The sequence below is a fragment of the Mesorhizobium sp. WSM4849 genome (assembly GCF_055811385.1).
In genome coordinates, this window is sequence record NZ_JBVVPW010000011.1 from 163,626 (window position 1) to 177,823 (window position 14,198).

12 protein-coding genes and 1 pseudogene are annotated in these 14,198 nt (G+C 62.9%); 9 read left to right on the forward strand and 4 right to left on the reverse strand.

Going from position 1 to position 14,198, the window contains the following annotated elements:
* Positions 1-22: 22 nt before the first annotated feature.
* The 4 genes from AC0L3L_RS14745 to erpA form a co-directional block, all read right to left on the reverse strand.
* Positions 23-313 carry a hypothetical protein gene (locus AC0L3L_RS14745; RefSeq protein ID WP_473527567.1) on the reverse strand — a complete coding sequence of 97 codons (291 nt, stop codon included), beginning with the start codon at positions 311-313 and terminating at the stop codon, positions 23-25.
* A 98-nt stretch (positions 314-411) separates the two neighbouring features.
* Entirely contained in the window at positions 412-1,206 is a 795-nt protein-coding gene (xth, locus tag AC0L3L_RS14750) for an exodeoxyribonuclease III (RefSeq protein WP_123150642.1), read from the reverse strand.
* Between the two features lie 7 nt (positions 1,207-1,213).
* Positions 1,214-1,606: a VOC family protein gene (locus AC0L3L_RS14755; RefSeq protein WP_473638117.1), complete on the reverse strand. Its 393-nt coding sequence runs from the start codon at positions 1,604-1,606 to the stop codon at positions 1,214-1,216.
* A gap of 3 nt (positions 1,607-1,609) precedes the next feature.
* Positions 1,610-1,957 (reverse strand): iron-sulfur cluster insertion protein ErpA, encoded by a 348-nt coding sequence (gene erpA / locus AC0L3L_RS14760; protein WP_095493771.1) that lies wholly within the window; start codon positions 1,955-1,957, stop codon positions 1,610-1,612.
* Between the two features lie 73 nt (positions 1,958-2,030).
* Here erpA and AC0L3L_RS14765 point away from each other — a divergent pair, with 73 nt between their 5' ends.
* The 9 genes and pseudogenes from AC0L3L_RS14765 (at position 2,031) to tatC (ending at position 13,988) form a co-directional block, all read left to right on the forward strand.
* A complete protein-coding gene (locus tag AC0L3L_RS14765; protein ID WP_473638118.1) occupies positions 2,031-3,245 on the forward strand; it encodes a deoxyguanosinetriphosphate triphosphohydrolase in 1,215 nt (404 codons plus the stop codon).
* 74 nt (positions 3,246-3,319) lie between these two features.
* The gene (gene argS, locus AC0L3L_RS14770) at positions 3,320-5,077 is read left to right on the forward strand and encodes an arginine--tRNA ligase (RefSeq protein WP_473489515.1); all 1,758 of its coding nucleotides are present in this window, start codon (positions 3,320-3,322) and stop codon (positions 5,075-5,077) included.
* A gap of 103 nt (positions 5,078-5,180) precedes the next feature.
* Positions 5,181-9,140, forward strand: a complete 3,960-nt coding sequence (locus AC0L3L_RS14775) for an SPOR domain-containing protein (RefSeq protein ID WP_473638119.1) — start codon at positions 5,181-5,183, stop codon at positions 9,138-9,140.
* A 160-nt stretch (positions 9,141-9,300) separates the two neighbouring features.
* Positions 9,301-10,317 (forward strand): annotated as a pseudogene (nagZ, locus tag AC0L3L_RS14780) (beta-N-acetylhexosaminidase); the annotation flags it as partial.
* Between the two features lie 130 nt (positions 10,318-10,447).
* Positions 10,448-11,248, forward strand: coding sequence for a segregation and condensation protein A (locus tag AC0L3L_RS14785; RefSeq protein ID WP_473638156.1), 801 nt, complete (start codon positions 10,448-10,450; stop codon positions 11,246-11,248).
* Positions 11,245-12,024: an SMC-Scp complex subunit ScpB gene (gene scpB / locus AC0L3L_RS14790; protein WP_292185833.1), complete on the forward strand. Its 780-nt coding sequence runs from the start codon at positions 11,245-11,247 to the stop codon at positions 12,022-12,024. The genes AC0L3L_RS14785 and scpB overlap by 4 nt, the downstream gene beginning before the upstream one ends.
* A gap of 178 nt (positions 12,025-12,202) precedes the next feature.
* Complete coding sequence (locus tag AC0L3L_RS14795) at positions 12,203-12,424, forward strand: twin-arginine translocase TatA/TatE family subunit (protein WP_095493766.1); 222 nt, start codon at positions 12,203-12,205, stop codon at positions 12,422-12,424.
* A 29-nt stretch (positions 12,425-12,453) separates the two neighbouring features.
* Complete coding sequence (gene tatB, locus AC0L3L_RS14800) at positions 12,454-13,134, forward strand: Sec-independent protein translocase protein TatB (RefSeq protein ID WP_473638120.1); 681 nt, start codon at positions 12,454-12,456, stop codon at positions 13,132-13,134.
* A gap of 44 nt (positions 13,135-13,178) precedes the next feature.
* Entirely contained in the window at positions 13,179-13,988 is an 810-nt protein-coding gene (gene tatC, locus AC0L3L_RS14805) for a twin-arginine translocase subunit TatC (protein WP_473638157.1), read from the forward strand.
* Positions 13,989-14,198 lie beyond the last annotated feature (210 nt).

Sequence of the window (14,198 nt, forward strand, 5' to 3'; positions counted from 1 at the left end):
TCTCGAAGTCGGACAGCCGAGATCAATTCTCGGTCGGTTTCGTCGGAACGAGGCCGGACTCCGGCGTTGAAATCGGCGTGGCCGACGGCGCCAGCGTGGTTCCCGGACAATCGTCCCGAATCTTTGTCCATGACGTGTTGTTGAGCACCATGTCGCAGCGGGCGAGGTGGCTCCGGCCGGAAAGCGTCAGGCAGGCGACCTGGCCGATCTGGAATGACTTTCCGTTGGCCAGGCATTCAGGATCGGCAAAAGCCGGCGTCGCCGCGAGGGCGAGCGCGGCGGCACATAGGCAAATCGCAAACCTGATCGTCATTCTGAACCCCGGCCGAACCCGGACTGCAGCGGAGCCCCCGATTGTGGCGATATGACGGTCCATCAACCGGGAATCCGGCGGTCCGGACCTCGAAATGATCAGATCGGCGCAAAAGCCAGTTCGACGGCCACCGGCACATGGTCGGAGGGTTTTTCCCAGGCGCGCACGTGCTTTTCGATCGAGACCGAGGAAAAGCGGTTGGCGGCCTCGGGCGAGAGCAGCAAGTGATCGATGCGGATGCCGTTGTTCTTCTGCCAGGCGCCGGCCTGGTAGTCCCAGAAAGTAAAAATGTCCGGCGAGTCGGTGACCGCGCGCACGGCTTCGGTGAAGCCGAGGTTCTTCAGCCGGCGAAACGCCTGCCTGGTCTGCGGCTGGAACAGCGCATCGCTGAGCCAGTTCTCCGGGAATTTCGCATCGATGTATTCGGGGATGACATTGTAGTCGCCGGCCAACACCAGGGCCTCTTCGAGCGAGAGCCTTTCCTCGGCCCAGCGCTCCAGCCGCGCCATCCAGGACAGCTTGTAGGAGAACTTCTTCTCGTCATCGATCGGGTTGCCGTTCGGCAAGTAGAGCGAGGCAACGCGCAACGCGCCCTTGTCGGTCGAGAACACGCCCTCGATGAAACGCGCCTGATCGTCGGCATCGTCGCCCGGCAGGCCTCTGATAACCTCGTCGAAGCGCAGTTTCGACAGGATGGCGACGCCATTAAAACCCTTTTGGCCATAGATTTCGACGTTGTAGCCAAGCGCCTCGATCTCGGCGCGCGGAAACTGCTCGTCGACTGTCTTGATCTCCTGCAGGCAGGCGATATCAGGCGCGCTTTCCGTCAGCCAATGGGTCAAATTGCCAATGCGGGCCCGAACGCCGTTGATGTTCCAAGTGACGATTTTCATGATGGCCTCATTGCTGTTCCGGCGGAAGACGTTCGACGAGGCCGATCGTATTGCCTGCCGGGTCCTTTAGGAAGGCCATCCATTCGCTTTCCCCCGCCGGCCCGAACAGGCCTTCGGTATCGCGATGGACGAGCATCGGCGGCGCAGTGAAGGGGACACCGGCGGCTTTTGCCGAGGCGTGGAAATCGTCGAGGCCCGATATGTCGAGATAGACGGTGCCGGCCGGCAGGCCATCGGTGAACAGCAGCCGCACGTCGCCGGCCATGATGAAGGCGATGCCGGGCGGATCAAAGCGTGCGTGCACCGTCATGCCGAGCACGTCATGCCAAAACACCAGCGTTGCATCGAGATCGCGCCCGGCTGAAAGCGCGACCTGACGGACCGCGCTAATGGCAGGCATTTTCTAAATACTGAAGCTGGTGCCGCAGCCGCACGAGGCGACCGCATTCGGGTTCCTGATCTGGAACGACTGGCCCATCAAGTCGTCGACAAAATCGATCACCGAGCCACCCATATAGACCAGCGAGAGGTCGTCGATCAGCACGGTGGCGCCGTCCTTCTCGATGGCGACGTCGTCATCGTTGCGGGTGTCGACAAGGTCGAACTTGTAGGAAAAACCGGAGCAGCCGCCGCCCTCGACCGAAACGCGCAGCGCCTTCTTGCCGGCTTCGCCAGATATAATCTTGGCGATCCGCCTAGCGGCGGCGTCGGTCATCTCGACTTTCATGGCAGTCTTGGCATCAGCGCCCATGGGCGTCACCTTGCTTTCGGTTTCACATGATAGGTATGAAGCGCGAGAGGGCAAGTCAACTGCGGCAGCGGCGATGACAAATGAGTTGGGCGACATCGGATTCGGCTATCGGCCGCGCGCAGCCTATGCTTGCGATCCGGCAAAGTCGCGCGGGCGCCTGTTCGACGAGGTGGAGAGCCCGACCCGCACGCCGTTCCAGCGCGACCGCGACCGCATCATCCATTCGACGGCATTCCGCCGGCTGAAGCACAAGACGCAGGTGTTCGTCGCGCACGAGGGCGACCATTACCGCACCCGGCTGACGCATTCGATCGAGGTGGCGCAGATAGCGCGCGCCCTGGCGCGGGCGCTGCGCGGCGACGAGGATCTGGCCGAGGCGGTGGCGCTGGTGCACGATTTCGGTCACACGCCCTTCGGCCATACCGGCGAGGATGCGCTGAACAACAAGATGGCTGTCTGGGGCGGTTTCGACCACAACGCGCAATCGCTGCGCGTGGTGACGCGGCTGGAGAGCCGCTATGCCGAATTCGACGGGCTGAACCTCACCTGGGAAACGCTGGAGGGGCTGGTCAAGCACAACGGCCCGCTGACCGACGCCAGGGGAAACGGCCTGAAGGGGCCGGTGCCGCAAGCGATCCGAGACTATTCGGGGCTGTACGATCTCGAGCTCGACCGCTTCGCCGGCATCGAGGCGCAGTGCGCGGCAATCGCCGATGACATCGCCTACAACACCCATGACATCGACGACGGCCTGAGGTCAGGCATCCTGAAGCTGGACATGCTGGAAAAGATCTCGCTGCCCGGCTCGATCCTTGAAGGCGTGCGCCGGCGCCATCCGGCGCTCGACGATGTGAGGACAGGGCACGAACTGATGCGCCGGCAGATCACGATGATGGTCGAGGATGTCATCGTTTCCACCACCGCCAATCTGGCCCGCATCAAGCCGGACAGCGCCGACGCGGTAAGGGCGGCAGGCGAGACGATGGTGACCTTTTCAGCCGAAATGGCCGCGTTCGAAAAGGAATTGAAGGCCTTTCTCTACAAGCATCTCTACCGGCACAGCGAGGTCATGCGCGTGCGCAACGAGGCCGAGCAGATCGTCAACGACCTGTTCGAGGTCTATTTCGCCGATCCGCGCGCCATGCCCGATGGCTGGCGCGAAGGGCTCGACCGGGCCGACGATCGCATCAAGGCGCGCAGCGTCGCCGATTTCCTGGCGGGCATGACGGATACCTACGCATTGAAAGAACACCGCCGTTTGTTTGACCATACGCCGGAATTAAGCTAGGCCGAGCTCGATTTTGCCGGCCAATGAGCCGGATCCCTGCAAAGCCGCCAGAGCCACACCCCAGAGCCACACCAATGAACATCTTCGCCGATTTCAACGCGCGAATCACCAGAGCTGTCGAAGCGCTTGATTTGAAAGACAAGGACGGCGGTTCGCTGGACCTGTCGCGCATCGCCGTCGAGCCGCCGCGCGACCCCAGCCATGGCGACCTGGCGACCAATGCCGCGATGGTGCTGGCCAAGCCGACCGGCCAGTCCCCACGCGCACTGGCTGAAAAGCTGGCGCAGGCGCTCCGTGCCGACATCGACATCGCCGCCGCAGACGTCGCCGGTCCGGGCTTCGTCAATCTCAGGCTCAGGGACGCATTCTGGCAGGTGCACCTGACTGCGCTGCTCGGCGAAGGCCGCAATTACGGCCGCTCGGCCGTCGGCGGCGGCAAGAAGGCAAACGTCGAATATGTCTCGGCCAACCCGACCGGGCCGATGCATGTCGGCCATTGCCGTGGCGCCGTGGTGGGTGATGCGCTCGCCAATCTGATGGCCTTCGCCGGTTATGACGTGACCAAGGAATATGTCATCAACGACGCTGGTTCGCAGATCGACGTGCTCGGCCGCTCTGCCATGCTGCGTTACCGCGAGGCGCTCGGCGATGATATCGGCGAGATTCCTGCCGGGCTTTATCCTGGCGATTATCTGATCCCGGTCGGCCAGGGGTTGGCCAGCGAATTCGGCCGCTCCTTGCTGCAGATGGCCGACGAGGAAGCGCTTGCCATCGTCAAGGACAGGACGATCGATGCGATGATGGCGATGATCCGCGAGGATCTGGCGCTGCTCAATGTGCATCACGACGTCTTTTTCTCGGAGCGTACCCTGCACGCCGACAACGCCCGGAAAATCCGCTCGGCGATCAACGACCTGACGCTCAAGGGCCACATTTACAAGGGCAAGCTGCCGCCGCCCAAGGGCGAGAAGCCGGACGACTGGGAGGATCGCGAGCAGACGCTGTTCCGCTCGACGGCGGTCGGCGACGACATGGACCGGGCGCTGGTCAAGTCGGACGGCACCTTCACCTATTTCGCCGCGGACGTCGCCTATTTGAAGGACAAGGTCGATCGCGGTTTCGTCGAGCTGATCTATGTGCTTGGCGCCGATCATGGCGGCTATGTGAAGCGCCTGGAAGCGCTTGCCCGGGCGATTTCCGGCGACGAGGTGAAGCTTACCGTGCTGCTTTGCCAGTTGGTGAGGCTTTTTCGCGAGGGCGAACCGGTGCGCATGTCGAAGCGGTCGGGCGATTTCGTGACGCTGCGCGAAGTGGTGGAGGAGGTCGGCCGCGATCCGATCCGCTTCATGATGCTGTACCGCAAGAACGATGCGCCGCTCGATTTCGACTTCGCCAAGGTGACGGAGCAGTCGAAGGACAATCCGGTGTTCTACGTGCAGTACGCCTCGGCGCGCTGCCATTCGGTGTTCCGGCAGGCGAGCGAACAGTTGGGCGAGGCCAATTTTGACCGCAGTCGGCTGGCCGCCGCCACCGCTTCGCTGACCGACGAAGGCGAGATCGGCCTGATCAGGAAGCTTGCCGAATATCCGCGGCTGATTGAATCCGCGGCCCTTGCGCTCGAGCCGCATCGGCTGGCATTCTACCTCTACGATCTCGCCTCCAGCTTCCACGGACATTGGAACCGCGGCACCGAGAATCCGGACTTACGTTTTGTTAAGGTTAACGACCGACAATTGACGCATGCCAGACTAGGGCTGGTGCAGGCTGTTTCGGACGTTTTGACGTCCGGCCTGACGCTGATCGGAGCCGATGCGCCCACCGAAATGCGTTAGGTTTGACTAAAAAACCTGTCACCTTTTGCCCACATTGCGCTGGTAAGGGCCAACCCTACGCGACGTCCATGGCGTCCGAATGAGTGCGAGTTCGGGAACAATAATGGCAGACAGAACCCAGCTGAGAGCAGCCGCCCAAAACGATATCGCCGACGATGATCCGTTCGCGGAACTGACCAGGATCATGGGGTTCGACCCGCGCCAGCCGGTCAAGCCGCAGGCCCAGCCGAAGGCGGCTCCCGCCAGCCAGCCGGTGGACGACGGCGACTTCGACATCGACCTCGAGAAGGAGTTGATGGGCGAATTCGGCGCCGACGACAATGACCGCGCAACCGAGGTTCGCGAGCCGGCTTTCGAAGCGGCTGCCATTGACCCAATTGACGACGGGCTTGGGGACGGCGAGCTTGCCGCGTCGCTCGAACGGGATTTCCTGCTCGACGCCGATGCGGCGGACGAAGCTGGCCATGCCGTTGCTGCCGACGACGCGCGCGCTGGTGTTGCCGAAAGATCCGCGCCGGCTGTTGAAGCTGCGTTCGATGACGATTTCGACGATGCGCTTGCCAGTTCGCTCGAAGACGTGTCGCCTTTCGAAGACGATTTGCCAGTGACTGATAAGCTTGGGAACGACGAGCTTGCCGCGTCGCTCGAACAGGATTTCCTGCTGGACGACGATGCGACGGACGAGACCGCCTATGCCGTTGCTGCCGATGACGTTCGTTCTGACGTTGCCGAAGCATCCGCATCGGCTGCTGAAGCTGCCTTCGATGACGATTTCAACGATGGGCTCGCCAGTTCGCTCGAAGACGTGTCGCCATTCGAAGACGATTTACCGGTGAACGACAAGCTTGGGAACGACGAGCTTGCCGCTTCGCTCGAACAGGATTTACTGCTCGACGACGATGCGACGGACGAGGCCGAACAGAATACTGCCGCCGCCGTGTCCGCTCTGGCCGCCGAACCCGCCTTCGACGATGAATTCGACAACGCAGTCGCAAGCTCGCTCGAAGACGATTTGATGCTCGACGAACACGTGCCGATGGCGCAGGCTGCCGAAGCCGAAATCTCCGCACCGGCCGCCGAACCCGCCTTCGACAACGCGGTCGCAGGCTCGCTCGAAGACGAGCTGATGCTCGGCGAACACGTGCCGATGGCGCACGCCGTCGCTGCCGAACCCGCTGAAATCGCCGCGCCGGCCGCCGAACCCGTCTTCGACGACGAATTCGACAATGCCGTCGCAAGCTCGCTCGAAGACGAGTTGATACTCGACGAACACGTGCCGATGGAGCAGCCCGCTGTTGAAGCTCCTGCTGCGCCTGATCGGGCCGTTTCGGAAGAGTCCGGTGAGGATTTTGCCGGCCATTACGACGCCATGGCCGATGTCGACATGGATTTCGAGGTTCGCACGGCTGAACCGGTCGAAATTGACGAGCCAGAAATTGACGAACCGGAGGCTATCGCGGCCAAGGATGGCCCTTCCGCCGCGACCCCGGAAGATGCGTTCGACGACGATTTTGACTTGAGCTTCGACGACGCGCTTGCCGAGGAAGCCGAAGAGCCGGTTGCGCCGGCCCCCGGCGTTGCAGCCCAACCGACGGCGCCGGCCGCCGTAGTCCAGCCGGCGGCGCTTGCCCCCGTCGCTGACGAGCGGAGCCTCGAAGACGAATTGAACGCGCTGTTGGGCATCATGCGCACACGGGCCGCTCCGGTGGTTGCGTCCGCGGCCAATGAACCCGCCTTGGTTCAGCAGCCTGTGGCCGCGGCTGGAAAAGCCGCCGACAAACCAGTGGATACCATCGACGAACTGGACTGGAGCCTCGACGAGCAAGACCTTTCGGAGCCATCGGATGGCGCGGTTCAGGCGGCCGAGGCCGATCTCGACTCCGTTCTCCTCGATGACCTCGAGGGTCAGGATTTCGGCGCTGAAGATGCCGCCGGGCCGGCCGATGTCGATTTCGACGATGATGCATTGCATACCGCCTTCGCCAAGGACATCGGTCTGGACCATGGCGACGGCGAGAACGTTGCGGCCGCCGCTTCCCAGGACGACGCGCTCAACTGGATGGCCGCACGCTCCGCCCCGCCGGCGCCGGCCCATTCGTGGAGCCGCGTAACGCCGGTCGCGCAGTCGCAACCTGCCTTTGCAGCCCAGCCGACGGCTTCGGCGAGGACCACGGAAGCGCCGCCGCCGATGGCTGCGGTACCATCCTATCAGGATGAGCCGGCGCAAGACGATGCCGCCAATGCTGCATCTGCGCCGGCGCAAAGCGAACAGTCTTCGGCGTATGACGAGATGCCTGATGTCGAGACGGTCGATGTGCCCGAGCGCGTCGTGGCGCTGGCGGACGACCTCGATATTCCGGAACTCGACTTCAATGACGACGAACCGGCGGCGCCTGCCTATGACGATCTCGACACCGAGTTCGCTAGCCTTCTCACCGAAATGAACACCGTAGACGTCGCTGCCACCCCGGCGCGCAGCGCGTCGTATGACGACGAATCCTACAATGCAGGTTTCCCGTCAGGGGCCGGAATCCAGTCAGCGGCCGGGTTCCAGTCAGGCTATGAGCCCGAACGCGTTGAAACGCGGACCTATGCGGCGAGACCCGCACAAGCGTCTGTCAGTGCGTCTTATGCCGATGCCGCCAGCGGCTTCGATTGGGGCGACTTGCCCAACGGCCGGCCGGCCTCGCAGGCCGACGACTTTGGATTTGACGAACTCGACTACGACCCCGAACTGGATGAGGCCATGTCGGTTCCCGGCTTGGCTGGGCACGATGCCGCGAGGCCGCGGAGCCGCGGCCTGCTGGTCGCCGCAGTCGTCGGCGCCGTGGCGCTCGCCGGCGGTCTCGGCGCCTTCGCGCTGTCTTTCGGCGGCGCCGGCGGCACCGATGCGCCGGTCATCGTCAAGGCGGACAACGCACCGATCAAGGTCAGGCCTGAAAATCCGGGCGGCACCGTCGTGCCGAACCAGGACAATAAGGTCTATGACGCAGTGGCCAAGGGTGGCGCAAAGCCTGCCGAACCGGTCCAGGAAAAACTGGTCACCAACACCGAAGAGCCGGTGGACGTGGCGGCCAAGGAGCCGCCGCAGAGCCGTGTGGTCGATCTTTCGCCCGACGATATCGACACGGCTGAAGCCCCCGATGCAATCCGCAATGCCGAATCCGCCGCCGCTGAAGGCGCCAATGCGATCCGCGGCACGCAAGCGGCCGGAAATGCCGACGTCGCCGCCGCGCCGGCACCCAAGTCCGAGGATCGTATCGCCCAGGTTCTGCAAGAGGCCGACCAGGGCATCGAGCCCGACGTCGTCGCCGTTGCACCGCGCAAGGTGAGAACCATGGTCGTCAAATCAGATGGCTCGCTGGTTGCGCGGGAGGATCCGGCGCCTGCGGCACCGCAGACGGCTGCCGTTGAACCTGTCGATCCGGCGCCTGCACCGCAGATGGCTGCCGTCGAACCTGTCGATCCGGCGCCGCAGCATGTGGCCCCAGCGGGACAGGCCGACGACGCAGCAGAACAGACCGGTACGGTACCGCCTGTTGCCGACCAGGCAAGTGGCGATCTGTTGGGTGGCGACCCGGTGGGCGGCGATCAGACCGAAATCGCCAAGCCGGAAACAGCCAAGCCGGAAACAGTCGATCCGATAACCGCGCCGGCAGCCGCGCCTGAGGCTGAGGCCCAAACCGCCCAGCCTGCCAATACGCCGGCCATGGTTCCGGTGGCGCCGCAGCGTCCGTCCGACCAGCCGGTCGACGTCGTCGGCGAGGTCAAGCCCGACCAGGTTGCGTCCATCAGTCCGGCGGCCGCCTCGACCGGCGGTGGCTCGTGGTCGATGCAGATCGCTTCGCAACCGACTGTCGAAAGCGCCCAGTCGACCTATCAGGATCTGCAGCGCCGCTACGGCAGCGTGCTTTCCGGCCACACCGCCAACATCGTCAAGGCCGAGATCGCCGGCAAGGGAACGTTCTATCGCGTCCGCGTCCCGGCGAAGTCACGCAACGATGCGATCAACCTGTGCACCAACTACAAGGCTGCCGGCGGCAACTGCTTCGTGTCGCGCTAGCCATTTCGAATACCCGCCCTTGGGCGGAAAGAACCGGCGCGGTCACGAACCGCGCCGTTTTTTGGTGGAAGGGAGTTCTTTGTGTGGAAGGGGTTGTGGCTCAACCGCATGTGGTTCGATGCGATTCCCTTTGTCCGCGTGAAGCTCTAAACTCCTGCTCATGACCGAATCAAAATCCATGATCCTCGGCTGCGCCGGGAAATCGCTCACACGCGACGAAATCAATTTCTATCGCAATGAATGCCCGTGGGGCTTCATCCTGTTTGCGCGCAACATCGGCGAGACCGAGCAGATCCGCGATCTGGTCGCGGCGATGCGCGACTGTATCGAGCGCCCGGACGCCCCGGTGTTCATCGACCAGGAAGGCGGCCGGGTGCAGCGCCTGCGGCCGCCGTTGGCGCCGAATTATCCGGCCGGTGGTGCGCTCGGGGCCTTGTGGCGCAACGATCACGATGCCGGCAACCGCGCCGCCTGGCTGATGGCGCGGTTGCACGCCTTCGACCTGCTGCGCTACGGCATCACGGCGGATTGCCTGCCGGTGCTCGACGTTCCGATCGAGGGCGCCAGCGACGTCATCGGCGCGCGCGCCTATGGCAAGGAGCCTCGTGCCGTCATCGAACTGGGTCGCGCCGCGGCGGAGGGCCTGATGTCGGGCGGCGTGCTGCCGGTGATGAAGCATATCCCCGGGCATGGACGGGCCTTTGCCGACACGCATTTCGAACTGCCGACGGTCGATGCCTCAATGAGCGACTTGCAGCGGCATGATTTCGCCCCGTTCAGGGAGCTCAATCATTTGCCGATGGCGATGACGGCGCATGTCGTCTACAGCGCGATCGACCCGAAGAACCCGGCCACCACCTCCGGCAAGGTCATCGACGAGATCATCCGCGGCGAAATCGGCTTCGACGGGCTGTTGATGAGCGACGACACCTCGATGAAGGCACTTTCTGGGGATTTCCCGACAAAGGCGGCCGCGATCCTTGCGGCGGGCTGCGATCTGGTCCTTCACTGCAACGGCGTTTTCGAGGAGATGGCCGGCATTGCGTCGCGCACAACAGGGCTTGAAGGCACGTCGCTGCAACGCGCGCAACGGGCGCTGACCTATATCAAGAAGCGCGATCGGGCTGATGAAGCCGAGATACGCGCCGAATTCGCCACCTATTTCGATGCGGTGGCCTGGACCATGATCCCGAAAAATGGGAGCCGGTTTTTCGGAACAGATCATGGTCAAACAAGAAGCTAGAAGCAAAGGAAAGCGACAGGAAGTGGCGGAAACATTGGACAGCAAGGCCGGCAAGGCCGCACCGATGGACCGTCTGTGGGCCGAGAACGACGATTCGCGGCTGACTGGCGATCCCGCGCTGGTCGTCGATGTCGACGGTTTCGAGGGCCCGCTCGATCTTCTGCTGCATCTTGCCCGCAACCAGAAGGTCGATCTGTCGCGCATCTCGATCCTGGCGCTGGCCGAGCAATATCTGGCCTTCGTCGAGAAGGTGAGGGCGCTCAGGCTGGAGGTTGCCGCCGACTATCTGGTGATGGCAGCGTGGCTGGCGTTTCTCAAGTCGAAGCTTTTGATCCCCAAGCAACCCGGTGACGACGGCGAAAGCGGCGAGGAGTTGGCCGCGGTGCTGCAATTCCGGTTGAAGCGGCTGGAAGCGATGCGCGACGCGGCGGCACGCCTGGTCAACCGTAACCGGCTCGGACGAGACGTGTTCGCCCGCGGCATGCCGGAAATGGTCATGGTCGAGAAACGCAACGCCTATTCGGCCTCGCTCTACGATCTGCTGACCGCCTATGCGGCGCAACGCCAGAAGCAGGCGATCACCAATGTGACGATCGCCAGGCGCGGTGTGTGGTCGCTCAAGGATGCACGCGACATCCTCAACAGGCTGATCGGCACGCTTGCCGACTGGACGGCGCTGGACAGTTTCCTGGTCGAATATCTGACCGGCCCGGACGAGCGGCGTACCGCGATTGCCAGTTCGTTCGCGGCCACGCTGGAACTGGTGCGCGAAGGCAAAATGGAAATGCGGCAGGACGAGGTGTTCGCGCCGCTCTATCTGCGCGGCCGTGCGCAAGGCATCAGGGCAGTCGAGGTGGCATCATGAGTGAACGCGCCAACGCTTCGGTCATTCCGTTCAACGTCGACGACGAGACCGAAGAGGGCGTGCTCGCCGGGGTACCGGCAGAAAATCAAGCCCAGAACTTGTCCCAGAATCCTGGCGAGCGGCTGCATATGGCGGAAGCCGTGCGAATGGCCGAGGCGATTGTTTTCGCCAGCGCCGAACCGGTCAGCGAAAAGCAGCTTGCCGCACGCCTGCCTGACGGCATCAGCATTGCCGCGGCGATGGCCGAACTGCAGCAGATTTATGCGCGGCGCGGCGTCAATCTGGTGCGCGTCGGCGACGCCTGGGCGTTCCGCACCGCCGGCGATCTCGCTTTCCTGATGAGCCGCGACACGGTACAGCAGAGGAAGCTTTCCCGCGCGGCGCTCGAAGTGCTGGCGATCATCGCTTACCACCAGCCGGTGACGCGCGCCGAGATCGAGGATATTCGCGGCGTCGAGACCTCGAAGGGCACGCTGGACACGCTGATGGAGACCGAATGGGTGAAGATGCGCGGCCGGCGCCGCACGCCCGGCCGTCCCGTCACCTACGGCACCACCGACATCTTCCTCGACCATTTCGCGCTGGAGGAGATCCGCGATCTTCCCGGCATGGACGAATTGAAGGGCGCCGGGCTGCTTTCAGGCCGCATGCCGTCGAATTTTTCCATTCCGCTGCCGCCGGCGGATCCGGATGCGCTGACCGACGACGAGGATCCGCTGACCGACATCGACCTCGAGGAACTCGGCCTGTTGACGCCGCGCGTCGAGGAAGATTGACCCAAACGACATGCCGAAAGCCGTTGGTATTTCGCGGCTGCGCCGATTGGTAGCGGGCTATGGCGCCGAAAGTGCGTGACTTCGGCCACTCATTTATAAACTCTGTCGCGGTTGTGTTTGAATCCCGACGTGAAAGCGCATAGATCATCGTCAGAGAAAACTTTCGAGAGAGATTGTTATGGGTTCATTTTCGATTTGGCACTGGCTGATCGTTCTGGTGATTGTGTTGCTGGTGTTCGGCCGCGGCAAGATTCCCGAGCTGATGGGTGACATGGCCAAGGGTATCAAGAGCTTCAAGAAGGGCATAGCCGACGACGAGGTCGCCGAGGACAAGCGCACCGTTGAACACCGTGCCGACGAAACCGTTTCGGCAGTGAAGGAAAAGGCCAGCAAGAGCTGAGCCCAAAACTTTAGTCGGAACGTATCGCCATGTTCGACATCGGCTGGACCGAGATGCTGGTGATCGCGATTGTCATGATCGTGGTCGTCGGACCTAAGGATTTGCCCAAGATGCTGCGCACTTTCGGCCGCACGACGGCGAAGATGCGCGGCATGGCAGCCGACTTCCAGAAACAGTTCAACGACGCGCTGAAGGAGGCCGAGCTTGACGACGTCAAGAAGTCGGTCGATTCACTCAGAAGCCTCAACCCGGCCGCCGAGATCAGGAAACAGCTCAACCCGTTCGAGCAGGCGGCAGCCGACGTCCGTTCAGGCGTCGACGCGGTGATGAAGCCGAAGCCGGCCGTCGACCCGGTCACGCCAGCTTCGACGCCGCAGGATACCGAGCTGAAGAATGGCGCGACAGTGCTGCCGGGCGTCAATGGCCCGGAAGCGGCGCCGGCGGCGCCGACCTTTCCGGCGATGACCGATGAGTCGGTGGTGACACCGCCTGTCGCGGCGGCGACGCCGGCTGCACCGCAAAAGGCCTCGGCGGCGAAGACGAAGGGTGCGCCAGCGAAAGCGATCCCGGCCTCCAAGGCCGCAGCGAAGCCAGCGGCAAAACCTGCTGCGACGAAGACCTCGGCTAAAAAGGCCGAGCCGAAGCCTGCACCGGCAGCGGTGAAGAAGCCGACTGCAGCCGCCAAAAAGACGGCGGGAGCCGCCAAGTGAGCATTTCGGAAAAGGATGAGATCGATAAATCGGCGGCTCCGCTGATGGAGCATCTGATCGAATTGCGCCGACGGCTGATGTGGTCGATCGGCGGGTTCTTCGTTGCCTTCCTGTTCTGCTTCTTCTTCGCCAAGCAACTGTTCAACCTATTGGTGGTCCCGTTCAAATGGGCGACTCAATGGGCAGGGCTCGACCCGCACAAGGTCGAGCTTATCTACACGGCGCCGCAGGAATTCTTCTTCACCCAGGTCAAGCTGGCGATGTTCGGCGGCATGGTGATTGCCTTTCCGCTGATCGCCACGCAGATCTATAAATTCATCGCGCCCGGCCTATACAAGAACGAACGCAACGCTTTCCTGCCGTTCCTGATCGCTTCGCCGATCCTGTTCCTGATGGGCGCGTCGCTGGTCTATTTCTTCTTCACGCCGATGGTGATGTGGTTCTTCCTCGCCATGCAGCAGGCCGGCAATGACGACCAGGTGCAGATTTCGCTGCTGCCGAAAGTGTCGGAATATCTCAGTCTGATCATGACGCTGATCTTCTCCTTCGGCCTGGTGTTCCAGTTGCCGGTGGTGACCAGCCTGATGACGCGGGTGGGCATGCTGTCGTCCGAAGCGCTGGTCGAAAAGCGCAAATGGGCTATCGTCATCGCCTTCGTCGTGGCGGCTGTGCTGACACCGCCCGACCCGATAAGCCAGATCGGCCTGGCCGTTCCCACGATCCTTCTCTACGAGGTCTCGATCTGGTCGGCCCGGCTGATCGAGCGCAGCAAAGAACGGGAACGTCTGGCGCGCGAGAAGCGGGAAGCTGCGGAAGCGGCGGCCGAAAAGGCAGCGGACGCGTCGTCGACGTAGGCTGCATCAGGCGGGTAGCACTATCTTCGAAATCTGCGGGACAGCGACCCCCTCTGTCCTGCCCTCTTTGCCAAAACTTGGCATCTCCCCCACAAGGAGGAAGATTGGCAGCTTCGTCGACGGCCCGCTTCTTCAACGCCGGAAAATTGGCGAAAGCCCGTGATGACAGCCAATCTCCCCACCCGTGGGGGAGATGTCCGGCAGGACAGT

What these genes read in the sequence shown, in the direction of transcription:
- erpA (WP_095493771.1), bottom strand. Translation starts at nt 1,957, where the DNA reads ATGGGCGCTGATGCCAAGACTGCCATGAAAGTCGAGATGACCGACGCC.
- AC0L3L_RS14765 (WP_473638118.1), top strand. Translation starts at nt 2,031, where the DNA reads ATGACAAATGAGTTGGGCGACATCGGATTCGGCTATCGGCCGCGCGCA.
- AC0L3L_RS14745 (WP_473527567.1), bottom strand. Translation starts at nt 313, where the DNA reads ATGACGATCAGGTTTGCGATTTGCCTATGTGCCGCCGCGCTCGCCCTC.
- AC0L3L_RS14755 (WP_473638117.1), bottom strand. Translation starts at nt 1,606, where the DNA reads ATGCCTGCCATTAGCGCGGTCCGTCAGGTCGCGCTTTCAGCCGGGCGC.
- xth (WP_123150642.1), bottom strand. Translation starts at nt 1,206, where the DNA reads ATGAAAATCGTCACTTGGAACATCAACGGCGTTCGGGCCCGCATTGGC.
- AC0L3L_RS14775 (WP_473638119.1), top strand. Translation starts at nt 5,181, where the DNA reads ATGGCAGACAGAACCCAGCTGAGAGCAGCCGCCCAAAACGATATCGCC.
- argS (WP_473489515.1), top strand. Translation starts at nt 3,320, where the DNA reads ATGAACATCTTCGCCGATTTCAACGCGCGAATCACCAGAGCTGTCGAA.
- AC0L3L_RS14785 (WP_473638156.1), top strand. Translation starts at nt 10,448, where the DNA reads ATGGACCGTCTGTGGGCCGAGAACGACGATTCGCGGCTGACTGGCGAT.
- scpB (WP_292185833.1), top strand. Translation starts at nt 11,245, where the DNA reads ATGAGTGAACGCGCCAACGCTTCGGTCATTCCGTTCAACGTCGACGAC.
- AC0L3L_RS14795 (WP_095493766.1), top strand. Translation starts at nt 12,203, where the DNA reads ATGGGTTCATTTTCGATTTGGCACTGGCTGATCGTTCTGGTGATTGTG.
- tatC (WP_473638157.1), top strand. Translation starts at nt 13,179, where the DNA reads ATGGAGCATCTGATCGAATTGCGCCGACGGCTGATGTGGTCGATCGGC.
- tatB (WP_473638120.1), top strand. Translation starts at nt 12,454, where the DNA reads ATGTTCGACATCGGCTGGACCGAGATGCTGGTGATCGCGATTGTCATG.